Genomic DNA, 24,326 nt, shown 5'->3' with positions numbered 1-24,326 from the left:
TCACATGAGCGAATTGGCAACGTCAGGGGTAACCGTCCCGCTGGCCGAGTGGATCGAGCGGCTGAGCTTCGACACGATTCCCGAACGGGTCCGGGTTCGGGCCAAGCATCTCCTGCTCGATGGTGTAGCCGCCGGACTGGTCGGCGCGCAACTCCCGTGGTCGCGCGTCGCGACACAATCCGTGCTCGCGCTCGAAGGCAGCGGGGACGCCGTGGTCATCGGCACCGGGCGCACCACCAGCGGGCCGGCGGCCGTACTGCTCAACAGCACCTTCATCCAAGGCTTCGAACTCGACGACTTCCACCCGCTCGCACCGCTGCACAATGGGTCGCTGGTGGTGCCGGTACTGCTGGCCACCGCGCAACAGCTCGGCGGGGTCGCGGGGGCGCAGGCGCTCACCGCGGCCATCGCGGGATTCGAGGTCGGGCCGCGAGTCGGATTGGCACTGCACGGATCTCAGATGCTGTCGCGCGGCTGGCACAGCGGCCCCGTCTTCGGCACGCACACCGCGGCCATGGTGGCGGGCAAGCTGCGCGGGCTGGACGCGGCCCGGCTCGAGGATGCGCTCGGCATGGCCGGTACGCAGTCCGCCGGGCTGATGGCGGCGCAATACGAGGCCATGTCCAAGCGCATGCAACACGGATTCGCCGCGCGCAACGGGTATTACGCGGCCGGGCTGGCCGCGGGCGGTTACACCGGCATCAAGCAGGTGTTCGACCGGCCTTACGGCGGCTATCTCTCCGTGTTCGGCGAGGGCCACGAGCCGGACGCCGCACAGGTGATCGCCGGGCTCGGCGAGAGCTGGCACACCGAGGTCATCATGGTGAAGTCCTACGCCGCCCAGGGCGGGCTGCACGGCACCATCCAGGCTGCGCTGGAATTGCGCGCGGAGCACGACATCGATCCGAAGGCCGTCTCGCACCTCGAGATTCGGGTGGGACACACCATCTATCACCACGGTTGGTGGGAGCCGGAGCGGCCGCTCACCAGCATCGGTGCGCAGATGAACCTCGGCTATGCGGCCGCGGTCGCGCTGCTCGACGGGCAGGTGCTGCCCGCGCAGTTCACCGAGCGGCGGCTGAATGCCGACGACGTGTGGGAACTGCTCGGCAAGGTGGATGTGCTGCTGGACGAGGAGATTCAGAACGGGCCGCCGCTGGAGCGGTTCGCCACCGTACTGACCATTACGCTCGATGACGGCACCGTATTCACGAAGCGGATCGCGCAACCGCACGGCGGGCCCAGCGATCCGGTCACCGATGACGACATCATCGCGAAGTACCGGGCGCTGGCCGGGCCGCTGGTCGAGACGTCGCGGCTGGATGCCATTCAACGGGCCGTGCTGGGTCTCGACGAGCTCGCCGATGTCCGGGAGCTGGCCGACCTGCTGGCCGCACCCGTCGCTGGAGCGCTGGACGAGGAGCAGGATCGATGAATGCTCGTCGCGCGTTGCGCGCCGCTCTGGGCGACGACATCATTGTCGCCCCAGGGGTTTTCGACGGATTGTCGGCTTCGCTGGTCCGGCGTCTCGGGTTCACCGCCGCCTATATGACCGGGGCGGGCGTGGCGGCCTCGGGGTTCGGCGTGCCGGATATCGGGCTGCTCACCCAGACCGAGATGGTCGAACGCGCACGGATGCTGGTCGGCGTGCTCGGCGATATCCCGCTCATCGCGGATGCCGACACCGGGTACGGCGCGCCGCTCAATGTGATTCGCACGGTGCAGCAATACGAGGCGGCGGGTGTCGCCGCAATTCAGTTGGAGGACCAGGCATTTCCCAAGAAGTGCGGTCACCTGCCGGATAAGGAACTCGTCAGCAGCGATGAATTCGTCACCAAACTGACCGCCGCGCTGGAGACGCGCACCGATCCCGATCTGGTCATCATCGCCCGCACCGATGCGCGGGGACCGCTGGGGATCGACGCCGCCATCGAGCGCGCCAATGTCTATGCCGCGGCGGGTGCGGACGTGCTCTTCGTGGAGGCGCCGCGGGGCGCCGGCGAGATCGAGCGGATCGCCCGAGAGGTCGAGGCGCCCTTGCTGATCAACCTCGTGCTGGGTGGCCTGACGCCGCTGGAGTCCACTGCCCGGCTGCGAGAACTTGGTTACGCCATAGCCATTCACCCGTCCCTGCCGCTGGGCGCTGCGGCCTACGCCATGCTCACCACCCTGGCCGAACTCGCCGGGCGCGATCCGAAGGCGTTATTGCCCGCGTCGCCCGCCGAATTCTTCAATCTAGTCGGCCTGGCCGAATGGTCCGCGCTCGGTGAGCGCTACCGTATCGAAGGAGCCTGAAACACCATGGGCATGACCATGATCGAGAACCTGCTCGCCCGCAAGGCCGGGGTCGAGCGGGTCCGGCCGGGTGACATCGTCACCGTCGAGGTCGACATGTGCGTCATGATCGACTTGCAGTTCGCCACCCTGTGGATTCCGCCGACCCGCATTCACGATGCCGACAAGGTCGCGGTCATCATGGACCACGCCGTCCCCGCGCCCTCGCTCAAGGATGCGGCCGGCGGGCCGAAGGCGCGTAAGTTCGTCGCCGACTTCGGGATCGAGAAATTCTTCGATGTGGGCCGACACGGCATCTGCCATCAGGTCATCGCCGAGAACGGGCTGGCGCGGCCCGGAGAAGTGCTGGCCTGCACCGATTCCCACACCTGCGCGGGCGGCGCGTACAACACCGCGGCCCGCGGGCTCGGGCCCGCCGAGGTGTACTCCATCCTGTGCACGGGCTCCACCTGGTACCAGGTCGCGCCGACCGTGCGTTACGAGCTGACCGGGACATTGCCGACCGAGATCAGCGGCAAGGACGTATTCCTGTATCTCGCAAACGCTTACGGTGACGCCACCAACCAGAACCTCGAATTCGGCGGCCCCGGACTGGCCGGCGTGCCCTTGAACGATCGCCGCACCATCGCCACCCAGGCAGCCGAAATCTCCGCGGACTTCGCCACTTTCGGCGTGGATGATCTGCTCGCCGACTTCCTCGCCGAGCGCGGCGTCCACGACTACGTACCGGCCGACGCCGACCCGGACGCCGACTACCTCGATGTCCGCACCATCGACCTGAGCGCCCTGGAACCCTATGTGGCGCGGCCCGGTACGGTCAGCCACAACGGCGTCCCGGTCTCGCAGATCGAGCGACGCAAGCTGGACCAGGCCTTCATCGGTTCCTGCGCCAACGGTCAGCTCGACGACCTGCGCATCGCCGCCGGGATTCTGCGCGGCAGGACGGTCGCGCCCGGTGTCCGCCTGTTGATCACCCCCGCCTCCCAGCAGGTCTACCGAGAAGCCATGCGCCTGGGCTACCTCCAGGACCTCGCGGACGCCGGTGCCGTGGTCACCAATTCGACGTGCGGCGCCTGCTTCGGCTACCACATGGGCGTGGTCGGCCCCGGCGAAGTCTGCCTCACCTCCAGCACCCGCAACTTCACCGGCCGCATGGGCAGCACCGAAGCCGAAATCTACATGGCCTCCCCCGCCACGGTGGCCGCCTCCGCCATCACCGGCTACATCACCGACCCCCGGAGCGTCACCGCATGAAAACGACCATCACCGGCCGGGTCTGGCTCTTCGGCAATTCGGTCGACACCGACGCCATGTACCCCGCCTACGCCATGAAACTCGACCTCCCCGAAGCGGCCCGCCACGTCTTCTACCAACTCCGCCCCGACTGGACCACCCTCGTCCAGCCCGGCGATATCGTCGTGGCAGGCCGCAACTTCGGCGTGGGTTCCTCCCGCCCGGTAGCCTCCCTCTTCCGCCACCTGGGCGTAGCAGCGCTCATCGCCGAAGACTTCAACTCCCTCTTCTTCCGCAACGCCATCAATGCCGGCCTCCCCGCCCTCACCGTCCCCGATGCCACCACCCTCTTCACCGACGGCGACACCGCAACCTTCGACCTGGCCACCGGCACCTACCGCAACGAAACCACCGGCACGAGCGGCCGAACAGCACCCCTACCGGACCTCATCCTCGAAATCCTCACCAGCGGAGGCATTCTCGCCCGCCTCGCCACCCAGGGCTTCCTGCCCCCGGAGATGCGAGACCTACTCTCCTCAGGCGTACCCGTCGACACCGGATCGAGCGCATAACCATGCCCATTCGCCCACTCGCCCGCCTCCTGCGCCCCGTCCGCGCCGGAATCAACCGCACCACCTGGCATCACCCCGCCACCGTCGGCGCCCCGGAAACCATCAAACTCACCAGCGACGCCTTCCACGAGGACGCCCCGATCCCGATCCGCCACGCGGGCAAGGGTGTCGGAGACGACATCTCCCCCCACCTCCGCTGGACCGGTGTCCCACCCGGCACGGCAGAACTGGTCCTCATCATCGAAGACCCCGATGTCCCCCTCCCCCGCCCGATCGTGCACGGAGTATTCACCGGAATAGATCCCTCCCGCACCGAAATCGCCGAAGGGGCACTCGCTCTCGGTACCGGAATGCGAGTCGGCACCGGTGCATTCGGCCGCCGAGGCTACGCGGGCCCCCGCCCCATCCCGGGCCACGGCCCCCACCACTACATCTTCCAGCTGTATGCGCTGGATAAGCGGTCGGACCTACCGGACGGCGCTTCCCTCACCGACACCCTGGCCGCCATCGACGGTCACATCATTGCGCGCGGCAGCCTGACAGGCACCTACGAGCGCCCCTGACCACGGCTGCCAGCAATCCCGGGACCACTCAATCCCTCCGGCCGCTCACTGCGACAGCAACACCAAGGGTGATCATCGTGAGTCCACCGACACCGCCGACCAGGGACAACCGCCGCGGTGAGCGACCGAACCAATCCCTCGCCGACGCTGCCGCCAACCCCCACACGCTGTCGGAAACGACTCCGAGAACAGTGAAAACCAAGCCCAGCAACAACATCTGCAAGGCCTCGTGCCCCTGATTCCGATCAACGAACTGCGGCAGAATCGCCACGAAGAAAACGATGGTCTTCGGATTGCTGACCTCGACCACGAACCCATCGCGCAACGACCGCACAACCGACTGCTCGACACCGCCTCCCGCGACCACGGACTGCAATGACCTACCGTGCCACAGCGCCACGATCCCCAGATAAACCAAATACCCAGCGCCGGCGAGCTTCAGCACCGTAAATGCCAGCACGGACCGCTCAACAATCGCCCCGACACCGAACGCCACAGCCGCCACCAGCACATAAGCCCCGACCGCACTCCCCACAACCGTAGCAAGCGCAGTGCGCCGCCCATACGCCAACGCCCGCCCGATCAAAAACACCACACTGGGCCCCGGAATCACAAGCACCAGCAGCGACACTGCCGCAAACGCAACCAACCGATCAGCCGACACCACACCAAAACCCTAACCCTCCGCGACCGGGAACTGGTTGCGGCAAATCACGAGATCCTCCCACCACCAGTTCCCGCTCGATGACATTTCAGAGTGCGAGTCCAACTCGCCTCGTGCCAGTCGCAGCGGAACGGACGTGTGAAGGTGCCGCCAACCGAATCTCCCAGTGAAACATGGGTTTCCTCAGAACGTGAACCGCTTGCCCTTGGTCGCCCACAGGACGCGTCCACGCTGAGTGAGCTGCCATCCGCCGTATAGCATCGTCGCTCAGCGACATTCCCGGGCCGGACGGCGGCAGCAAAGCGACGGCCGCGACCTGTTCGACAGTCTGCACTTCACCTGCTGTGCTCAGCGCACCCAGCACCGCGTAATCGGCCAGCGCGAGCGGTGTCACGCTGGGCACCCATGCCGCCCTCCGACGTACCGCGCGAACGTCTCACGCGGTAGCGCCGTCTCCACATCGCAGGTGTACATGAGCCGATCCAAGGTCAACGCATCGACATGCAGGCTGGACGGGATAACCACGGCGTCCACGTCCGATTCATGCACCAGGTCAACAAGATTCAGCGCCGACCCCTCAGCAGGTCCCCAGATCAGTTCGTAGCCCAGACGGCGTGCCAGTCTGGTCACCTGCGCCCGATCCCATTGCACCCCAATACCCGACCGTTCGTCATCGACATATCCGAGTGCTGTCGGTCGTGCTCTCATGACCGCCCCTTTCGTGAATGTCCTTGATCAAGGCTTGCGCACCAGATGGGCGAATCGATTCCGAACAGCGTCTACAAACGTCTACAACTGGCCCTACGATGTTCGGCATGGGCGGGCGGGCAGTATCCGGTGCGCGGTTGCGGGCGGCGCGGGAAGCGGCTGGGCTGAGCCTCGAGGCGCTCGCGGCACGAACCCTCTACAGCAAGCCGTTCCTGGGGCTCATCGAAACCGGCAAGCGCAAGGCCAGACATGAACACTTGGTTGCCTATTCGCGTGCCCTGAACGTCTCGGTGGAAACCCTCGAGGCGCCGGCGACCTCTCCTGTGCGCGCGGCCCTGGAATGGCTCACCGCCGACTCTCCGGCAGCCCGGCACACCAGGGCCGGGCGAAGGGTCGGCACGAGCTTGGCGGGTGAACTCGAGGCCCGAGTGGTGGAGTTGCGGCACCTGGACGATTCGATCGGTGGCCGTGACCTGTTTCCCACCGTGCACACCGAGCTGGCGACCGCACAGGCGCTGGTGGACTGCGCGAGCTTCACTGAGCCAGTAGGACGTCGGTTGTTTGTCGCGGTGGGGGAACTCGCGCAACTGGCCGGGTGGGTTGCTTCGGACGCGGGCCGCTACGCCGACGCTGCCCTATTGGCTCGCGCCGCTGCCGCGGGGGCGGCCCAGGATGCAACGCCGATCGTTCGTGCCTTGCTGCTCGAGCGGCTCGCCTGGGCCGACGCCCGCGCACGCGACACCGAGGGGGCGCGTCGCGCATTGGACGCCGTGAACGACGCGTACGAATCAAGGTCGCCCGATATCCCCGAACCGGAATGGGTGTACTGGCTCAACCGGGCCGAAATCGACGTGATGGCTGGGCGGTGCTTCGTGGAACTCGGCGACGCTTCGCGCGCCGAGCCGCTGCTGTCTCGCGCGATCGACGCCTATCCGCCCGAGCATGCCCGAGAAGTGGCGCTCTACCGGACATGGCTGGCCGCCGCCTACGCCCGCACCGGCGACCTGGACGCCGCTAGAGAGACCATCAAGCTCGCCAAACGAGCTGCCGCACAGGTGAATTCTTCACGCCTGGATCGGCGTATCAATGAAATCGATCGATCGGTGGCCTGACAGCCGGACAACTCCACCGGGTGGTCCGGTGTATTCGGTACCCTCCCTGCAACGGTGTGCGCAGCGTCGGGCGCCGCCTATCGCAGGGGGGCGATCGATGATCACCAGAGGAAGATCGGCTCGAAAGGGCGTTGCTGCGCCTGGCTTTCGGAAGGCGTCGTTCTGGGAGCTCTTCGTTTATGAGGCTCGATACTTGACGTCGACGGGTTACAAGGTCGATGCCGGGATATCGTTGGGCACGCTGGGTGTTGGACTTGCGATCGCTGTCTCGAATCTGGTTCGAACGATCTCCGGACCTTATCGGGTCGCTTCGATACTTCTCGTGTTGTACGGGGCTGCAATGCTTTTGCGGAGTTTCGTGCAGTTCGTTGTGAAGTATCTCAGGCTCGAGAGACTGACTGAAACGGACAACCACGTCACCGAAGATGTCGTGGGCAACCTACGGCTTTCGCCGGAGGAGGATGGCGCGGAGTACGAGGTGGTCGCTGTGGCGGACCGCCACGACGCGTACCTCCGGTCGCAGGCGGTCGACTGCTATCTATTCGAGAACTCGGACCGGGTGCTGATACGGCGGGATCGCGACTGCGCCGACGCGGTCAGGGAGCGCATCCGAAACGACGTGGCGGTCAACGCGAAGATACTGCGCTCCACTTTCAAGCAGGCGCGGCTGAACCGCAGGATGTTTCGCAATGAGCGGAAGATCGGACTGGATTCGACGCCCGTGGCCGGCGGGACCGAGGTGGCGTGCTTCGAGACCGATTACTTCTCCGCAAGGCTCACCAATGAGCGAGCCCGATTCGACTATTGCGACAGCCAGGACCTGGCCGTTTCCCGCGCGCACGAGGAATTCCCGGCGGCAGAGTTCCACCGCAACCGCCCCGCCGTACTCCAGGAGCTCCGCAGAACTCGCTTCTCCAACAACATAGGGGTGAGCGTGCTGGCGATCACGTCGGACGGTGAACTTGTGCTGTGGAAGCAACGGGATCGTGCGATGCAGAGCGGAAACCTCATCGTCCCGACCGGATCCGGTTCCGTTGACTACGACGATCTCCGCCGGTCGACAAATCTGCGGGAACTGCTGACCACTGCGATGCTGCGCGAACTGCGCGAGGAGACGACCCGATCGAAGGGAGTAATGCCGGACGCCGACGACTTCGCGGAGGTTCGAATACTCGGATACTTCCGCTGGCTCGGCCGTGGCGGGAAGCCGGATTTCGTCGGCGTCGCACGGCTCGACGCTCCGAGTAAATCGCTGCGGCCCAATCTCTCCGAGGTCGTCGCAGCCGATTCTCGCGATTTCCCGACGGTCTGGCGTGCACAGTCCGCATCCGACCTGTCGGCCTCGATCAAGACTCTGCTCGACGAGAAGGCGCCACGATTATCTCTCCCACTGGTGGCGAACCTGCGCGCACTGGACTTCGCCATGCGGTCCCAGCCTGCCGAAATGACGACCCTGTTGTGGCCAGGGACGTCATGAGCCGGGGTTGCTGGTGTGAGGGCTTGACTCTGACCCTGCGTTAGGGTTGCAGCCTTGCTGCATGAGTAAGAACATCGGTTTCGAGGGTCGGTTCGCTCCGCTGGTCGGAGGCTTCCAGCGGGTCGAGGGGCGTCGGGTTTTCGTGTCGCGGTTGGGTGGTGGCGGGCCGGCGGTTGTGTTTCTGCCGGGTGCGGGGGGCGGTTGGGTTGGACTATTTCGGGGTGCAGCAGGGTGTTTCGCAGTTCACCACCGGCATTGTGTACGACCGGGGCGGCACGGGGTATAGCGATTCTGTTCCGCTGCCGCGTACCGCTGCCGCAGTCGCCGGGGAGTTGCATGGGTTGTTGCAGGTCGAGAAAATCGCCGCGCCTTATGTGCTGGTGGCGCACTCCCTCGGCGGCGCGTACGCGCATCGGTTTGCGCAGCTGTATCCGCGGGAGGTGGCGGGGATGGTGGGTGTCGATGCCTTTCATCGTGATTGGGATCAGTTCGTGCCTGCTGTGGTGAGTCTGGCTGCCAGCGCGCAGATCGGACCTGATCCGGCGCAGGTCCGGCAGATGCGGCCGGCGTTGCGGGAGATGTACGGCGAGCTGTTGCGGGACTATCCGCAGGGGGTGCGGGAGGCGCTGGTCGATGCGCATGTGAGTGAGGAGTGGCTGCGGGTCGGGGTGGCCGAGCGGGGCAGCTTGGTCGCGCTGGCGGACGAATTGCGGGGCGGGCCGGGGCTTCCCGACGTGCCGGTGGTCGCGCTCACGGTGGAGAGCGTCGACGCCGGACCGCAGCCGCCGATTCCGGAGCAGCTGATGCGCGAGATACAGGAGGGTATGCGGAGGATGGGTGCGGCCCTGGTGAGCGCGGTCTCGCACGGGGAGCACCGCATCGTGTCCGGTGTCGGCCACAATCGGGTGTGTTTCGAGCGCCCTGACGTCGTAATCCAGGCGATCCGCGACGTCGTCGTGGCGGCGGGGCGCGCCTAGACTCGCGGACGAGTCACGTTTCATGACGGACCGAGGACGGACGGTGCTCACGATAAGTCAGCTCGCGGCGACAGCCGGCGTGACTGTGCGCACCGTGCGTCACTACCACGAAATCGGGTTGTTGCCCGAGCCCGAGCGCGATCCCTCCGGCTATCGCCGCTACGACGCGCAAGCGGCAGTGGACCTCATTCGGATCAGGACCCTCGCAGAGGCCGGAGTCCCGCTGGCCCGTATCGACGCGATGCTGCATGCCCAGCCGGACGAATTCTCCTCGGCCATCGCCGATATCGACGCCGAGCTGCGGCGCAGGATCGACCAGCTCGCCGAGCACCGCCGCCGGATCGCCGAATTGGCGGGCGGCGAAAGCCTTGTCCTGCCTGCCGAAGTAGTTGCCGTCCTGGATCGGTTGCGCGGTTACGGGGTCAGCGAACGGACGGTGCGGCTCGAGCGCGACTGGTCGATCTTGCTGCAGGCAACCGACCCACACGCTGTACCGCAATGGATTCGGAACAAGCACGCCGGATTCGACAACCCCGAGTGGATGCGCCTATATCTGGCTTGTGATCAATCGGTCGACTGGGATCCGCATGATCCACGCGTGGACCTGCTCATCGACGACCTGGAAACCTGGACGATCGAAAACGAAGACGCCAGCAGCCGGCCGGAGAATCTGACGCCGGTCTTTTCCCTGATCGTCGAGGGATCACCGGCGCTGCAACGCATCATCGATGTACTCACCCTCCGCACCAAGCGACGCAGAGTGGTTGGGCGCTGAGTAGTTTCACGGTGCCCACCGATCACGATCGCCGCAAGGATGGGTCGTGTCGTTGATCGGAGGGGGAAGTGGATGAACCACGAAAAGACGCGCCGGCCCAGGGGTTTGGGCAAACGGGCCTGGGTGACCACGCAGCTGGTGCGCCGGGTGTTGCGAATGCTGGCGTGGTCGAACTTCGTGCACGTCACGGTGATCGGTCGTGAGCGGGTGCCGAAGACCGGTCCGGTGATCGTGGCGAGCAATCACATTTCGATGCTGGACGCGGTGTTCCTGTGGGGTGCGCTGCGTCGGCGGGCCGTCGCACTCGCCATGGCGGAACTGTGGTCGTGGCCGGTGGTCGGATGGCTGGTCCGCCGGCTCGGGCAGATTCCCGTAGTGCGGCGCAACAGCGAGTCCGGGCATTCCGCGATGGCACAGGCCGAGCAGATTCTCCGCCACGGCGGCGTCCTGATCATCTATCCCGAAGGACGCCTGGTCACATCCGGCGAGACGGAACCCTACAAGCCCGGTGTCGCGAAACTCGCGCTGGCAATAGGCATTCCGATCATTCCGGTCGGGACCGCCGGTACCGACCGAGTGCTGCCGATGCGGCGCACGCGTGGCGCCGGCCCGGCCTTCGATCGCCACCAGCAGGTGACCGTCCACTTCGGTGAGCCCATCGATCCGACACAGTTCGACGATCCCGGGAAGCTGCTCGATCACTTACGCCAGCGCATCGAGAATCTACGACAGTAGATCCCGATATTCGGGGCCGGCGGCGTGGAATCCGCTTCGAACTGCGAGGCCGTGCGGCGTGCGGTTCGAAGCGGCCACGACTGTCGGTAACCGGAAAACGGCTGTCAGAGCCCGAAAGCGCCGAGGATTGCGTTGGCTAGGCCGTTGCCGAGGCCCCAGCCCAGCCCGTTGGCGAGGCTGTTGACGAATGTGCTGATCAAATCTCCCATATCGGTCATAACCCTTCATCTCAGGAATTGTTCTGGTCGCGAACGCTCCAAATATCCAGCCGCAGGGGCGATCCAGGCAATCATCCCACCTTCAGCCGGGTGCACCCAATGCCGAGCGGAGGAACGCGGTGCTCTGGGTGCGGACGCGATCCTGGGTGAGACCGTCGGAGCCGGCCCGCAGCGCGGAGAGCAGGGCCGAGACCAGGACGGAGAGCAGCACTTCGCCCGCTATTCGAGGGTCCAGCTGAGGATCGAGATAGCCGCGCGTTATGCCCCGGCCCACCTGCCGGACCGCCTGGGCGGCGTACTGACGGGCATGGGACATGCACCGTTCGATGACACGGTCGTCTATCGAAGAGGCTTCCAGCAGGAAGAAATTCACCAGGCCGGGTTCGGCGTCGACCAACTCGTAGCACCGGTCGACCACGCGGCTGTAGCGGGCGCAGAAGGCGTCGAGCGTTTCGGGGTCGTCCCCGGACTCCGGCCCCAGGAGGCGGTCGCGCAGCAGGTCGAAGCAGTGGTCGATGACCGCGTCGAGAATGTCGCGCTTATTGGAGAAGTAGTTGTAGAACGTGCCGTGGCTCACCCCGGCCGCGGCGGCGATATCGTCGACGCTGATGGTGCGGAAGCCGCGGGTGGTGACCAATTCGTAGGCCACGCGAATGAGTTCGGTGCGGCGTTGTTCGAGGCGGGCGGTGCGGCGGGGCAGGGGTGCGGGATTCGTCATGATGCCGCTTTCCTCGGGGGTAGCACTCTTTCCAGCATCTCCATCACCGAACGGGTGGTGCGCGCACGCACTTCCGGTTGGCTACCGCCGAGCAGTTCCCGCACGATCCAGGGGCCGACCAACCCGAAGATGATGTGGCCCAGCACCTGGGCATCGATATCGGGGTCGATCCAGCCGCCCGCCACACCGCGCGCGAGCTCACCCGCGATCAGCGAGGCCGCGATGGCCTCCAGCCCGAACAGTCGCCGGGACAGTTCCGGGTCGATCGCCCCAGCCTCGACCAGGACCAGACGCAGCACGCGCGGCTCCCGATCCACCAGGTCGTAGAGCCGATCCACCGCGGCGCGCGTGGCCTCGATCAGTTCCGCGACGCTGTTCGAGCCACCCAGCAGCGTCGGCAACTGGATCGAGTCCATGATCTTGTCGACGCCGAAATCGATGACGTGGTCCAGGATTTCGCGCTTGCTTCCGAAGTACCGGTATACGGTGCCCTGCCCGATACCGGCATACGCGGCCACCTCGGAGATTGCGGTGGATTCGTATCCGCGGGCGGTGAATACCTCGAAGGCGGCTTCGATTATCTGCCGGCGCCGCCGCAGCGAAAGCTCGCGCTGCGGCGGCCGGCCGTGCCGTGAGGTTATTTCGCGGCCCCGTTCGCGGCCGGATCAGTGCTCGGCGCCGGATTGCCGGTCGGCGCCGGATTGTTCGCGGGCGCTGGGGCATTCGCCGGGTTCTTGGCTGCCGGGTCCTTGGCCGGTGCGGGATCCTTCGGGCCGTAGTCGGTCACCAGCCACTGGCCGCCGTCCTTGGCCACGGTCAGCACCAGCAGGTTGGGCACGGTGGCCGGATCCGGCTGCTGGATGTTCTGGGTGCGCTGGGTGGCGTAGACGGTGACCTCGAACTGGCCGTTGCCACGGGCCTCCACCGAGGTCCCGGCGACCTGTCCGGTCGCGACCACCTGGGCGTCGGTCATGATCTTGGCGAGCGTGTCGTGGACCTGGGTGTAGCGGTCCTTCAAGGCATCCGAGGTGCCGCGCTCCACACCGTCGAAGAACGCCGGGAGGTTCTTGTAGTCGTAGGTCAGCGAGCGCAGCGTGTAGTCGCGCGCGATCTCCGCGGCCCGATCCCGGTCGGAATTGCTGGTCTTCAGCGCATTCAGATCGTTCGAGGTGCTGTGCCAGGAGTAGCCCAGCACCAGCGCCACGACCGCCAGCACCGCGGCGGCGATCCCCGCCAGCGGATATCTGCGTAACTCTGAGACCTTGGCCCGCAACGGAATCTTGGGCTGCACCGGGTCAGCGGCCGACTCGGCCGCACTCTCCTCCGGCTGTGTGGTCTTCGCCGCGTCCTCGACCTTGTCGAGCACGGCAACCGCTTCCGGGGACTTGTCGATATCGAACACGATTGCCTCTCTATCGGGGAACGCTGACGCCGACATGCGCGGCGCCGTCGCCGGGGAACACGGTGGACAGCAGGTCCACAATGGATCCGGCGTCCACGCGAATGGGTTTGATCACGCTGGTCGCGGGCTTCAGAGCGGTGGCGATATGGCCCAGGTCCGGGCCGATCAGCTGGATGTATTGGTCGATCTTGGTGACCAGCGGCCCGATCGGGTCGTCCCAGATGTTCTCGCCCACATACGAGTAGTTCTGGAACGCGCCGATGATGTGCAGCAGCTCGGGCATGCCGGTGTCGATATCACCGGCGGCGGCGCTCAGGGTCGGCGCCCGGCCGTCGAGACGGTCGCCGAGGGTCTGCACATTGATGTACAGCCGCGCGATCTCATCCCGCTTGTCGCGCAACAGATTCGCGGTGCCGACCAGCGCCTGGGTCAGATTGGCGACGTCGGCGGCGCGGCCGTCGAAGCCCGCGGCGACCGTGGACGCCAGATCCTGCAACTTGGCCGGATCCAGTTGCGCCGTCAGCGCATCCAGCTTGGCCAGCGCATCACCCACGGTGGTCGCGGTCTTCACCTGACGGGTGGGCACGATACTGCCGTCGTGCAGGAACGGTCCCGCGGTGCCGGTGGGCCGGAAGTCCAGATACTGTTCACCGGCGGCGGACAGGTTGGCGATCTGCACGCCGCTGTCCACCGGAATCCGGTACTTGGCATCGTATTCCAGCGTCACCTGCAGCCCGGTGGCCGTCGCGGCGATATCCCGCACCTTGCCGATCGGCAGCCCGCGCAAGGTCACCTGGGAGGTCTTCATGAGACCGCCGGAGGAGTCCAGCAGCACCGTCACGGTGTTGTTCTGCCGGCGCGGATCCAGATTCAGCACGTCCACGGCCATATAGCTGCCGCACACCAGCGTCAGGACCAGCAGCAGCACCAGCGAAACCGGTCCGGAGAGTGAGAGTTTCATGGCACCATCCCGATCGAGCGCAGTGTGGTGATCAACTGGTCGGCCTGCACATCCGACGACACCTTCCGCACATTCACATTCGGGGCGTCGAAGAACGGAATCAGCTTGTCCCGCAACAGATTATGGAAGGCATCCAGATCCGAGGCCAAGGTCAGATCCGCGTACCCGGCCGTCACCGCGGTCGGCGCGAGAATCGACACGATGGACTGGAAATCCCCGACATGCGGTAGCAACAAGGCCCCGGCGTTACGGGCCAGCGGACCGCCGCTGATAATCAGCTTCACGACCCCGAACAGCACATCCGACAGACCCGCCGCCCGGCTGGGGCCATTGGTGAGAATGTCGTCCACCGCCGCCCGCCCGGCCGCCAGCTTGTCCGAGATCTGCTGTGCCCCAGCCAGAATCCGATCGATATCGGCGGTGTGCGAGGCCATATCGTGCAGGGCGGCCCGCCCGGCATTGCTGATCCGGTCCAGCTCGGCCGGATCCGACGGGAAGGCCGCGTTCACATTGTTGACCAGCCGCTGCACATCCGCCCAGCGGCCGCCGGTGATCAGATCCGACAGTGAGCGCAGAATATCCTCGACGTTCGCCGCGGGAATGGTCTGCGTCTCGGGGATCACATCACCGTTCTGCAGGAAGTTGTTGTCGGAGTTCCTCGGCGCCTGCAGCGCGATATGGATATCACCGAGAATGGTGTCCTGCTGCAGTTCCGCGGTGGTGGTCTTGGGCAGCTTGGCGTCGGTATGCAGCTTCACCGTCGCCACCGCGGTATTGCCCACCAGGTCGATATGGTCGAGCATGCCGACCTCTACACCGTCGGCGACCACCTTGGCCCGATCGGGCAGATTCAGCACGGAACCGAATTCGATACGCACGCTGTAGGTGTCACCGCTGGGATAGGTGCCGGGAATCGGAAGGTCGGTGGCCTTCACCCCGCATCCGGTGAGCACCAGCGCGGCCGCGGTCAGCGCCGGAACCAGTTTGACGAGAGTACGTTTCATCGGGCGCCCGCCTGCGGTAGCACGGCGGCCAGCGGCGGCAGATGCGACAGCAGATCGCTGATATCGCCCTCGTGCTGCTGGGCGAAGGCGTGCACCTGCGGGAGCACCTGATCCAGCAGCGCGTAGACCTGCTTATCGTATTTGCCGACATTGCGGGCGATCACCGGCAGGAATTCCACCGCGAGATCCACCGCACCGGCGAACTGCGCCGAGAACTGACCGATCAACTGCAACCCGGCGCGCAGATTGTCCAGCACCTGCTGCATATCCGGCCAGTTGCTGACGAACATGGTGGTGAGCGAGTCCAGATTGTCGACCAGGCGCCGGAAGACCACATCCTTCTGATTCGGATCGCCGACCACCGCGGACAGCCGCTGCAGCAGGGCATTCCATTGCGGCCCGGTGCCGGAGATGGCCTGATCGGCCGCGGTGAGGGTGTCGTCGATCAGGGTGTCCGGCTTGCCCGGCGTGGTCGGTCCGGTGAGATCGCCGGCCAGCTTGCCCATGGCGTCCAGCGCGTCACTGATGCCGATCGGCGTCTTAGTGCTTTCCAGCGGAATACATTTCGAGGTATCGAAACGCGGTCCGCCGGTATAGGTCTTGCTGAGCTCCACATGCCGATCGGTCACGATCGAACTCGACATGGTGACCGCCTGGATATCGGCGGGCAATTTCACCGACTTCTTGATATTCATGGTGACCCGCATGCGGTCACCGAGCGATTCGATCGTCTTGACCGAACCGATCTCGACGCCGAGCATGGTCACGCTGTTGCCCTGATAGAGGCCGACGGTATCGGTGAATTCGGCGCAGAGGCTCTGCTGCGGATTGCGCTCGCTGTTCACCCACCGCACCCCGACGACCCCGGCGGCCACCACCGCCACCGCGACGCCGGCCGCGAGAACCGTTCTGCCCAAGGCTCTTCTGTTCCACCGCATCAGCACGCCTTGCCGTCGTAGGGAATGCAGATCTGAATGCCCTCGGCGGGTTTGTCCACCTTGATCTGGGTGCCGAGCATGCCGTTCAGCTTGTCGATCACCCCGCGCAGGCCGGTGATCACGGTGTCGATCCGATTCGGATCATCGAAGACCTTGGAGAACAGCTGTTCCAGCTGCGCGACATTCGGTTCGAGAGTGTCGCCGTAGGCCATGATCGGGCGGTCCAGCACCACCAGTAGCCGCTTGATCAGGTTGAACACCGAGACGATGTCGTCCTTGCGATTGCCGAGCTGATCGGCCACCTGGCCCAGCTGTTTGACGAAGTCGGCCAGCAGCGCCTTGTCATCGGCAATGGCGGCGATGTATTCGTCGGACACATTCAGCGCCGAATTCAGCTGCTGGGTGCGATCGGCCAGCAGGCCGGTCAGATCATTGGCATTGCCGATCAGGTCGCGCAGCGCGTTCGGCTGCTGGTTGAGCGCCTGATCCAGCTGGCCGATGGTGCCGCGCATGGTGGAGGCGTCGATCTTGCTGAAGATCGGCGTGCCCTTGTCCAGAATGTCGCTCAACTGGAAGGGAGTGGCGGTGCGCTCCTTCGGAATGTGGGTCCCGCCCAGATCCTTGTCGCCGGCCGGGGACAGCGCCAGATACTGACCGCCGATGGGCGTCAGCATCTTCACCTCCACCGCCGACCTGTCCCCCACTCGCACGTCGTTCTTCACCGTGAACTGCACCTCGACGTGATCACCGACCAGGTCCACGGCGCGGATCTTGCCGACGCTGATACCGGCCACCCGCACCTCGTCCCCGGATCGCGCACCGCCGGAGATGGCGAAATCGGCGGTATAGCTGCGCTCCCCGAACGGGATCACATACAGCGCGCCCGCGATCGCCAACGTGATCACACACACCACGACACCCACTACGCCCCAGCGCAATTGGGTCGGCTGGTCGCCGCGACCGGTGAGGGTCTCGCGCACGAGCTCACCGATATAGCTGATCAGAGCCTTCATTGGCACACCACCAGGTTCTGCGTGGACAGGATCGCACCCACGGCAGCGGGCAGCGCCGCCTCACCGGTCGAGCACGTGATCCGCGGCTTCACGCCATTACCCGGCACCGACTGGTTCAGCCCGGTGATGAGCTGCGGCGTGATGGCCAGGATCTGGGTGAGCTGGTTCGTCTCCGGAACCAGCCGGCGCAGCAGCCCGTCGATCGGGCCGTACGCCGTGTCGTAGGCGCTCTGGCCTTCTTCGAGAATCGGAATCAATGGCGCGAGTGTGGCTTTCGCCGAATCGATGGCACTCAGCACGGTCTGGGTCTTGCTGGTGAACTGGCGCAGGATATCCGCCAGCTGCTGCACCAGGTCGCCGACCGCCTTGGACTTGCCGCCGATCTCGTCGGAGACCAGCCCGAGATTGCGGATGAGCAGTACGATCACCGATTCGCTGCTCTTGGCGTGCTGGACCAGATTGTTCACATCCGCCAGCACCGGGCCGATGCCGGCGCCGTCACCCTGGATGACGCGCAGCAGATTGGTGCCGAACTCGTTGAGCTGCGCGGGATCCAGCGTGTCGAACATGGGTTTGAAGCCGTTGAACAGCTTCGACACATCGAAGCTGGGGATGGTGTGATCCACCGGAATAGTCGCTCCCGCAGGCAGTTTCACACCGGCCGCACCGGTGGTGAGGAGCTCGACATAGCGCTGCCCGATCAGGTTCTGGTAGCGCACCGCGGCCTGGGTGTTGTCGTAGACCGGGCGATCCGACTGGACCGTGAAGTGCACCCGGGCGTGCACGCCGTCGAGCGTGATGGAGTCCACCTTGCCCACCGCGACCCCGGACATGCGCACCGAATCACCGGTGAACAGGCCGGATACGTCGGTGAATACCGCGTCGTAGCCGGTCTTGTGGCCCGGTATCGGGGTACGCAGCGCGGTCACGATGAAGGTGGTGCAGGCCGCCACCACGAGCAGGAACACCGTGAGCTTGATCGAGGACTTGACGATATCGTTCACCGCTGCCCTCCCCCGAGTGAATCCGCCAGGTACGGCATGTTTTTCGCGATGATGTCGAGTTGCAGCTGCACCTTGCCGTCGACCACCGGGAAGGCGCCGTCCATGGCCTTGATCAGATTCGGGATCCGGTTGTAGGCCGGGGCCACCGTGCCCAGCGAGACGCTGATGGGCACCGCGAGATCCAGCACACCGTCGAGCGTCTTCTCCAGGTCCGGATTGTTGCGCTGCAGCAGATCCGAAACGCCGATCAGCACCGCCTGATTCACGCCGTCCGTGGCCTTGTTGGTGCGGGCCTGAGCGTCCGGCGCGCCGAAGTAGGCGCTCTGATCGAGCACCGAGAGAATCGCGTGACCGGCCGATGGCGTCAGGTCACGGAACGCGCCGGTCATATCACCGCCGATGCGCAGATAGTGCGCCAGCGAATTCTGCTGATCGTCGGCGAACATCTTCGCGGTCTCGAAGAACGTCTTCAGCGTCGGGCCGATGGCATCGGCATTGTTGAGCATGAGATCGATGAGCCGGTGCACGGTGGCCGAGTCGAGCACCTGGGTGAGCCGCGCCGCGCGCCGGAACACCCCCGCCACGGTGGCATTGGTGGAGCCCGCACCGATCTGCAGCACCGAGCCTTCGCGCAACGGCTTCCCGTCCGTACCCGGCACCAATTCGACTGCGCTGGAACCGAAGACGTTCGACGAGGTGAATCGCGCCGTCGCATCGGTGGTGAGCGCCTTGGCCTGATTCCGGTCCAGCTGCAGCTCGATGCGCTGCTGCCCGTAGCCGACCGTCTCCACCTTGTGCACGGTGCCGATGGCGTAGCCGCGGAACTTCACCTCCGCGCCCGGCGCCAGCCCCTCCCCGAGCGTCGCCGCGTCGATGGTGAGCGAGAACTTGTCCGCGAAAGACCCACGCGCATAAGCACTCACCACCATGAACACGACCACCAGCACGATCGCGACCACCAGCCCGCGCGCCCGCAGCGCCCATTTGCCGGCACTGCGACCGGAATGATCCTTGAATACCGCCATGACTACCCCGAGATCCGGATGCCGACATCCACGCCCCAGATCAAGATCGTGAGGATCATGTCCAGGATTACGACGCCCACCAGGCTGGCGCGAATGGCCCGCCCGGAGGCCCGGCCCACGCCCTCCGGCCCGCCGGAGGCATAGAAGCCCTGATAGCCGTGGATGAGAATGATGGTGACCACGAAGATCGTCGCCTTGAGCAGCGAAGCGAGCACATCGCCCGGTTGCAGGAACGCGTCGAAATAGTGGTAGTAGGTGCCCGGGGACTGCCCGTGCAGCACGTTCACCACGGTCGCGCACGACAGGTACGACAGGATCAGCGTGAGCAGTTGCAGCGGAACGATGGTGATCACGCCCGCGATCACGCGGGTGGTCACCACGAACGGCATGGGCCGGATGCCGATGGCCTCCAGCGCGTCGATCTCCTCGGAGATGCGCATTGCCCCGATCTCGGCCGTCATGCGGCAGCCCGCCTGGGCGGCGAACCCGATGGCGGCGATCATCGGCGCCATCTCCCGGGTATTGGCGTAGGCCGAGACGAACCCGGTGAGCGGGCCCATGCCGACCATGTTCAGCGCGGAAAAGCCCTCCACACCAATGGAACCGCCGACCGCGATGCCGAGAAACGCCAGGACCGCCACGGTGCCGCCACCGACGATGATCGCGCCGGAACCCCAGGTGATGTCGGACAGGATAAGCATGGTCTGGCGGCGATACACCTTCAGCGTGTGCGGTATCGCGGCCAGCACCTCGTAGACGAAGGTCGCCTGATGCCCGAGCGATTCGAAGATCGACATGGGCGCCTGGGCGCCGCGTTCCACGGTGCGGCCGACCACACCGAGCGGCATATAGCGTGCGGGAACCTGAGTCATCAGCCCACCTGCGTCGGGATGAACATCGAAACCAGCTGCGTGATGACCAGATTCACGCCGAACGCGGCGATCACACCGATCACCACCGCGGCGTTCACGGCATTCGCGACACCCTTGGGTCCGTGCGTGGCCTCCAGACCGCGCTGGCAGGACACGATCAGCACGATGATCCCGAAGATGACGGACTTCACTATGGCCACTACCAGATCCGACATCTTCGCGAAGGATGCGAAGGCGGACAGGTAGCTGCCGGGCGTGACGTCCTGAAAGCCGACCGCGATCACGTAGCCGGTGAACACGCCCATGAAGATGATCAGCATGCACAGCAGCGGCGTGAGCACGAGCATGGCCGCGAGACGAGGCGCGACCAGCCGGCGTACCGGATCGATGCCCATGACGCGCAAGGCATCCACCTCGTCGCGAATGGTGCGAGCCCCCAGATCCGAGGCGATGGCGGATCCGGCCGCACCACCCAGGAGCAGGGCGGTCACGATCGGCGCACCCTGGCGAATGACGCCCAGACCGCCGGCAGCTCCTGAGACAGAGCTCGCGCCGACCTGCTGAGTCAGGCTGCCGACCTGCACGGCCACGATCACGCCGAACGGAATCGACACCAGCACAGCGGGAATCGCCGTCACGCTGACTATGAACCAGCCCTGCTGTAGCGTGTCACGCCACGGATGCCGCAGCTTGACGATGTCCACAACCAGGAATTTGAAGGCTGCCACCGCCAATTGAATGGTGCGTCCGAATGTCCGCAACCCGGAGAGAACGAATTCGATTGCCTGCCGTATCAACGGCTCGGGCCCCCGAATGACCTTGTCGACCAATGCCTACCACCCCACAGCCCCGCTATCTGGCCGATGCCGACCGGCCCCTCTGCTTGACCGGTCTCAACTGACCGAGACAGTAATACAGATCACGGACTGACGTGTCAGTCTTCACGGAAATGATTTTGGGCTTGACCGGGTCGGCGTGTCGGTGAACAATGCGCGGCCCGCCCGTAGATACGGGCTTCCACCAGCAGCTTTCAGCAATGGCCCCGCAAATGCGAAAGGCCGACACGTCACTGACGGACGGGTCGGCCTTTCGGATTTTGCGGGCGGTTAACTCGATTGCGGGCGCGTGCCCTCAGGACTGTCCGGACAGTGCGGTCACCGCACCCAGCGGCCGTGCCGGATCCGCACACTCCGCCGAGTCCAGCACCACCCGGCGCGCGATGAGATCCCGGGCCGCACGGATCTCGGCCGGACGCCCCACCCCGACCGCACCGACCAGTCGGCCTCCGTCCAGACCGAGCACGGTCACATCACCGGCCGCCGCATCACCCCGCACGATCACCTCGTGCTCGGGCCGAATCATGCCCGCGAACTGTAGGTTTCGCCCATACTGCTGAGACCAGCCCCACGAAATCTCCTCAGGCACGGCCGGCAGCCCGAGCATCGACCGCGCCGCGGCCGCGCCCTGCGCCTGCGCACTGTTCCAATGCTCCTCGCGCCGATACTCACCCGATTCGGAATCGAGGCGGCTCGCGGCATCACCCGCGGCGAAGATCCCGGCAGCCGAGGTCCGATACCGCTCATCGACGCGAATGCCCTCCTCAATGGCAAGCCCAGCCCTCTCCGCCAACCGAGTGTCCGGGACAGCACCGATGGCAACCAGCGCCGCCGACGCCACCCACCTGCGTCCGTCCGCGGCCACGGCCGTCACGCCCTCACCGTCCTCGAGGCGATCCAGCATTACCCCGGTCACCACCTCGACCCCATTGTCCGCGTGCAGCTTCCGGTAATACTCGCCGACAACCGCAGGCGCGACCCGATCGAGCAACGTCGCTCCGGCATGCAAGATGGTCACCCGTGCCCCGAGCCCCCGCGCGGTCGCCGCCACCTCGCACCCGATCAACCCGCCGCCCACGATCACCAGAGATCCACCCGCCGAGAGAACCGAGCGCACCCCACCCACATCACTCCGCAGACGCAGCGTGTGCACGCCCGGACCTTCCAGGCCCTTCGATGCCGCAGTCGCACCGGGTAGTCGGCGCGGCAGCGCACCCGTGGCCAGCAGCAGGCTGTCGTATCCGATCGCGGTGCCGTCGGCCGGCCAGACCAGTTGCGGGACGGGGTCGATGCGCTCGACCGTGGTTGCGGTGCGCAGGTCGATGGCGTGGTCGCGCCAGAATTCGGCGGGCTGCAGCAAGGTTCGGCGTTCTGCTGCCGTGCCGGCCAGGAGTTCCTTCGAGACCATGGGCCGGCGGTACGGGAGCGAGGGTTCGGCGCCGAGCAGGAGGATCTCGCCCGAATAGCCTTCCGTGCGGAGGGTTTTCGCCGCGGTGGCGCCCGCGACGCCGGTGCCCACGATGACGATGCGGCCGGTCACGCGCGGCTGACCTCGACCATTTCGAAATCGGATTTGGCGGCGCCGCAATCGGGGCAGGACCAATCGTCGGGAATGTCGGTCCAGCGGGTGCCGGGGGCGATGCCGTCCTCGGGCCAGCCTTCGGCCTCGTCGTATTCGAAACCGCATTGCAGGCAGCGGAAGAGTTTGTAGTCAGTCATGACGGGGTCCTGTCGGGGTGGAAGTGGGTTCGAAATCCAGCTTTTCGCGTACGCCGCAGTCGGGGCAGCACCAGTCGTCGGGTACCGACGACCACGGGGTGCCGGACGGGAAGCCTTCGCGCGGTGCACCTTTGGACTCGTCGTAGGTGTAATCGCAGACGGGACAGCGGTAGGCGGACATCAGGCCACCCCGTACTTCGCCAGCACGCGGGATCGCTTGCGGGGCTGGATGTTCACGCGGGTGATGTCACCCCCGTAGTGAGCCAGCACCCGGTGATCCATCACCCGGCGCCATAGGGGCGGGAAGTAGGCCAGCGAGATCATGCTGGCGTAGCCGCTGGGCAGGTTCGGGGCGCCGTCCATACTGCGCAGGATCTGGTAGCGCCGAGTCGGATTCGCGTGGTGATCACTGTGCCGCTGCAGGTGGTAGAGGAAGATATTGGTGACGATGTGGTCGGAGTTCCAGCTGTGCTCGGGGGTGCAGCGCTCGTAACGGCCGGCGGCCGTCTTCTGCCGCAGCAGCCCGTAGTGCTCGAGGTAGTTCACCGTCTCCAGCAGGGCGAAACCGTAGACGGCCTGGATCACCAGATACGGCAGCACGCTCACGCCGAAGACCGCGATCAGCGCGCCCCACAAGACCACCGACATGAGCCAGGCATTGAGCACGTCATTGCGAATCGTCCACGGGCGCTTGCCCAATCGCTCCAGGCGCTTCGCCTCCAGCTCCCAGGACGAGCGCAGGCTGCCCCAGACGCTGCGCGGCAGGAAGCTCCAGAACGTCTCGGCGAAACGGGCGCTCGCCGGATCCTCGGGCGTGGCGACGCGCACGTGGTGACCGCGATTGTGCTCGATGTAGAAGTGCCCGTAGAACGTCTGGGCCAGCGTGATCTTCGAGAGCCAGCGCTCCAGATCGTCCTTCTTGTGGCCCAATTCGTGTGCGGTATTGATGCCGACGCCGCCCATGACGCCCACGCTCAATGCCAGGCCGATCTTGGAGATCAGTCCCAGACCGCCGTCGATGCCCAGCCAGGACAGGTTCGAGGCGGTCCACAGGTAGCCGGCGAAGAACAGGCTCAGCACCTGGAAGGGAATGTAGGCGTAGGTGCAGTAGCGGTAGTACTTGTCGTTCTCCAGGTACTCCATCACCTCGTCGGGCGGGTTCTGGCCGTCCGGGCCGAAGAACCGGTCCAGGATCGGCAGCAGCACGTAGACCAGCATGGGACCGATCCACCACCACACCGGCGAGACGGCCCGCCAGCCGAGCCCGTTGAACGCCCGGACCAGGCCGATGGCCAGGAACAGGGCGGTCGGGGGGACCAGGCCGAACAGCCATAGATACCGCTTGCGATCGCGCCACTGCGGAGGTGCCGAATACCCCTGCTCATGGGTGCGAGACGTCGTCATTGTCGATCTCCTAACAGCCTGACCTCGACTGTTTACACTTTGCCGAGATGTGTATTCATTACATACACATCACACTTCATTGTCAATGATGAGACGTATCC

The 24,326-nt window shown here is 65.5% G+C and carries 27 protein-coding genes; 10 read left to right on the top strand and 17 right to left on the bottom strand.

The features are described from left to right. Nucleotides 1–4 precede the first annotated feature (4 nt). From ACIP5Y_RS39330 to ACIP5Y_RS39310, 5 genes are read left to right on the top strand one after another with little or no spacing between them, the layout of a single operon-like run. On the top strand, nucleotides 5–1,435 hold the full coding sequence (locus tag ACIP5Y_RS39330; RefSeq protein ID WP_400357863.1) for an MmgE/PrpD family protein: 1,431 nt from the start codon (nucleotides 5–7) through the stop codon (nucleotides 1,433–1,435). Then, nucleotides 1,432–2,295, top strand: coding sequence for an oxaloacetate decarboxylase (locus tag ACIP5Y_RS39325; RefSeq protein ID WP_400357861.1), 864 nt, complete (start codon nucleotides 1,432–1,434; stop codon nucleotides 2,293–2,295). Before ACIP5Y_RS39330 ends, ACIP5Y_RS39325 begins: the two co-directional genes overlap by 4 nt. A gap of 6 nt (nucleotides 2,296–2,301) precedes the next feature. Continuing rightward, complete coding sequence (locus tag ACIP5Y_RS39320; RefSeq protein WP_400357860.1) at nucleotides 2,302–3,549, top strand: aconitase/3-isopropylmalate dehydratase large subunit family protein; 1,248 nt, start codon at nucleotides 2,302–2,304, stop codon at nucleotides 3,547–3,549. Between the two features lie 8 nt (nucleotides 3,550–3,557). After that, a complete protein-coding gene (locus tag ACIP5Y_RS39315; protein ID WP_400358075.1) occupies nucleotides 3,558–4,100 on the top strand; it encodes a 3-isopropylmalate dehydratase in 543 nt (180 codons plus the stop codon). Between the two features lie 2 nt (nucleotides 4,101–4,102). Continuing rightward, a complete protein-coding gene (locus ACIP5Y_RS39310) occupies nucleotides 4,103–4,663 on the top strand; it encodes a YbhB/YbcL family Raf kinase inhibitor-like protein (protein WP_400357858.1) in 561 nt (186 codons plus the stop codon). 28 nt (nucleotides 4,664–4,691) lie between these two features. Here the strand turns inward: ACIP5Y_RS39310 and ACIP5Y_RS39305 are convergent, their stop codons facing one another. Together ACIP5Y_RS39305 and ACIP5Y_RS39300 are read right to left on the bottom strand one after the other, a co-directional pair. Next, nucleotides 4,692–5,330: a LysE family translocator gene (locus ACIP5Y_RS39305; protein WP_400357856.1), complete on the bottom strand. Its 639-nt coding sequence runs from the start codon at nucleotides 5,328–5,330 to the stop codon at nucleotides 4,692–4,694. Nucleotides 5,331–5,717: 387 nt separating this feature from the next. Continuing rightward, nucleotides 5,718–6,035, bottom strand: a complete 318-nt coding sequence (locus ACIP5Y_RS39300) for a hypothetical protein (RefSeq protein WP_400357854.1) — start codon at nucleotides 6,033–6,035, stop codon at nucleotides 5,718–5,720. A 107-nt stretch (nucleotides 6,036–6,142) separates the two neighbouring features. Between ACIP5Y_RS39300 and ACIP5Y_RS39295 the strand changes: the two genes are divergently transcribed. The 5 genes from ACIP5Y_RS39295 (at nucleotide 6,143) to ACIP5Y_RS39275 (ending at nucleotide 11,111) form a co-directional block, all read left to right on the top strand. Continuing rightward, entirely contained in the window at nucleotides 6,143–7,147 is a 1,005-nt protein-coding gene (locus ACIP5Y_RS39295) for a helix-turn-helix domain-containing protein (RefSeq protein WP_400357852.1), read from the top strand. A gap of 97 nt (nucleotides 7,148–7,244) precedes the next feature. Continuing rightward, nucleotides 7,245–8,624, top strand: a complete 1,380-nt coding sequence (locus tag ACIP5Y_RS39290) for a hypothetical protein (protein ID WP_400357850.1) — start codon at nucleotides 7,245–7,247, stop codon at nucleotides 8,622–8,624. 221 nt (nucleotides 8,625–8,845) lie between these two features. Beyond that, nucleotides 8,846–9,601 (top strand): alpha/beta fold hydrolase, encoded by a 756-nt coding sequence (locus ACIP5Y_RS39285; RefSeq protein ID WP_400357848.1) that lies wholly within the window; start codon nucleotides 8,846–8,848, stop codon nucleotides 9,599–9,601. A 22-nt stretch (nucleotides 9,602–9,623) separates the two neighbouring features. Next, nucleotides 9,624–10,376 carry a MerR family transcriptional regulator gene (locus ACIP5Y_RS39280; RefSeq protein WP_400357846.1) on the top strand — a complete coding sequence of 251 codons (753 nt, stop codon included), beginning with the start codon at nucleotides 9,624–9,626 and terminating at the stop codon, nucleotides 10,374–10,376. Nucleotides 10,377–10,448: 72 nt separating this feature from the next. After that, nucleotides 10,449–11,111, top strand: coding sequence for a lysophospholipid acyltransferase family protein (locus ACIP5Y_RS39275; RefSeq protein ID WP_400357845.1), 663 nt, complete (start codon nucleotides 10,449–10,451; stop codon nucleotides 11,109–11,111). Between the two features lie 300 nt (nucleotides 11,112–11,411). Here ACIP5Y_RS39275 and ACIP5Y_RS39270 read toward each other — a convergent pair whose 3' ends face one another. The 15 genes from ACIP5Y_RS39270 to ACIP5Y_RS39200 form a co-directional block, all read right to left on the bottom strand. After that, nucleotides 11,412–12,047: a TetR/AcrR family transcriptional regulator gene (locus ACIP5Y_RS39270; RefSeq protein WP_400357843.1), complete on the bottom strand. Its 636-nt coding sequence runs from the start codon at nucleotides 12,045–12,047 to the stop codon at nucleotides 11,412–11,414. Then, on the bottom strand, nucleotides 12,044–12,625 hold the full coding sequence (locus tag ACIP5Y_RS39265) for a TetR/AcrR family transcriptional regulator (RefSeq protein ID WP_400358073.1): 582 nt from the start codon (nucleotides 12,623–12,625) through the stop codon (nucleotides 12,044–12,046). Before ACIP5Y_RS39265 ends, ACIP5Y_RS39270 begins: the two co-directional genes overlap by 4 nt. 59 nt (nucleotides 12,626–12,684) lie before the next feature. Beyond that, nucleotides 12,685–13,449, bottom strand: a complete 765-nt coding sequence (locus tag ACIP5Y_RS39260; RefSeq protein WP_400357841.1) for a hypothetical protein — start codon at nucleotides 13,447–13,449, stop codon at nucleotides 12,685–12,687. A gap of 10 nt (nucleotides 13,450–13,459) precedes the next feature. Then, nucleotides 13,460–14,410, bottom strand: coding sequence for an MlaD family protein (locus ACIP5Y_RS39255; RefSeq protein WP_400357839.1), 951 nt, complete (start codon nucleotides 14,408–14,410; stop codon nucleotides 13,460–13,462). Continuing rightward, nucleotides 14,407–15,414 (bottom strand): MlaD family protein, encoded by a 1,008-nt coding sequence (locus tag ACIP5Y_RS39250; RefSeq protein WP_400357837.1) that lies wholly within the window; start codon nucleotides 15,412–15,414, stop codon nucleotides 14,407–14,409. The genes ACIP5Y_RS39255 and ACIP5Y_RS39250 overlap by 4 nt, the downstream gene beginning before the upstream one ends. Beyond that, the gene (locus ACIP5Y_RS39245) at nucleotides 15,411–16,331 is read right to left on the bottom strand and encodes an MCE family protein (protein WP_400357835.1); all 921 of its coding nucleotides are present in this window, start codon (nucleotides 16,329–16,331) and stop codon (nucleotides 15,411–15,413) included. Before ACIP5Y_RS39245 ends, ACIP5Y_RS39250 begins: the two co-directional genes overlap by 4 nt. A 20-nt stretch (nucleotides 16,332–16,351) precedes the next feature. Beyond that, a complete protein-coding gene (locus tag ACIP5Y_RS39240; RefSeq protein ID WP_400357833.1) occupies nucleotides 16,352–17,365 on the bottom strand; it encodes an MCE family protein in 1,014 nt (337 codons plus the stop codon). Beyond that, on the bottom strand, nucleotides 17,362–18,369 hold the full coding sequence (locus ACIP5Y_RS39235) for an MlaD family protein (protein WP_400357831.1): 1,008 nt from the start codon (nucleotides 18,367–18,369) through the stop codon (nucleotides 17,362–17,364). Before ACIP5Y_RS39235 ends, ACIP5Y_RS39240 begins: the two co-directional genes overlap by 4 nt. Next, complete coding sequence (locus tag ACIP5Y_RS39230) at nucleotides 18,366–19,394, bottom strand: MlaD family protein (RefSeq protein ID WP_400357830.1); 1,029 nt, start codon at nucleotides 19,392–19,394, stop codon at nucleotides 18,366–18,368. Before ACIP5Y_RS39230 ends, ACIP5Y_RS39235 begins: the two co-directional genes overlap by 4 nt. A gap of 2 nt (nucleotides 19,395–19,396) precedes the next feature. Continuing rightward, nucleotides 19,397–20,266 carry an MlaE family ABC transporter permease gene (locus ACIP5Y_RS39225; RefSeq protein ID WP_397004570.1) on the bottom strand — a complete coding sequence of 290 codons (870 nt, stop codon included), beginning with the start codon at nucleotides 20,264–20,266 and terminating at the stop codon, nucleotides 19,397–19,399. Then, nucleotides 20,266–21,096 (bottom strand): MlaE family ABC transporter permease, encoded by an 831-nt coding sequence (locus ACIP5Y_RS39220; RefSeq protein WP_400357827.1) that lies wholly within the window; start codon nucleotides 21,094–21,096, stop codon nucleotides 20,266–20,268. Before ACIP5Y_RS39220 ends, ACIP5Y_RS39225 begins: the two co-directional genes overlap by 1 nt. A 301-nt stretch (nucleotides 21,097–21,397) precedes the next feature. After that, on the bottom strand, nucleotides 21,398–22,642 hold the full coding sequence (locus ACIP5Y_RS39215) for an NAD(P)/FAD-dependent oxidoreductase (RefSeq protein ID WP_400357826.1): 1,245 nt from the start codon (nucleotides 22,640–22,642) through the stop codon (nucleotides 21,398–21,400). Next, nucleotides 22,639–22,821, bottom strand: a complete 183-nt coding sequence (locus tag ACIP5Y_RS39210) for a rubredoxin (RefSeq protein ID WP_400357824.1) — start codon at nucleotides 22,819–22,821, stop codon at nucleotides 22,639–22,641. The genes ACIP5Y_RS39215 and ACIP5Y_RS39210 overlap by 4 nt, the downstream gene beginning before the upstream one ends. Next, nucleotides 22,814–23,002, bottom strand: coding sequence for a rubredoxin (locus tag ACIP5Y_RS39205; RefSeq protein ID WP_400357822.1), 189 nt, complete (start codon nucleotides 23,000–23,002; stop codon nucleotides 22,814–22,816). Before ACIP5Y_RS39205 ends, ACIP5Y_RS39210 begins: the two co-directional genes overlap by 8 nt. Continuing rightward, nucleotides 23,002–24,225: an alkane 1-monooxygenase gene (locus ACIP5Y_RS39200; RefSeq protein ID WP_400357821.1), complete on the bottom strand. Its 1,224-nt coding sequence runs from the start codon at nucleotides 24,223–24,225 to the stop codon at nucleotides 23,002–23,004. Before ACIP5Y_RS39200 ends, ACIP5Y_RS39205 begins: the two co-directional genes overlap by 1 nt. Nucleotides 24,226–24,326: the final 101 nt, after the last annotated feature.

Source organism: Nocardia sp. NPDC088792 (assembly GCF_044750615.1).
Classification (GTDB): domain Bacteria; phylum Actinomycetota; class Actinomycetes; order Mycobacteriales; family Mycobacteriaceae; genus Nocardia.
The sequence above is the reverse complement of the archived record's forward strand: the minus strand, read 5'-3'. Positions and strand labels throughout refer to the sequence as shown.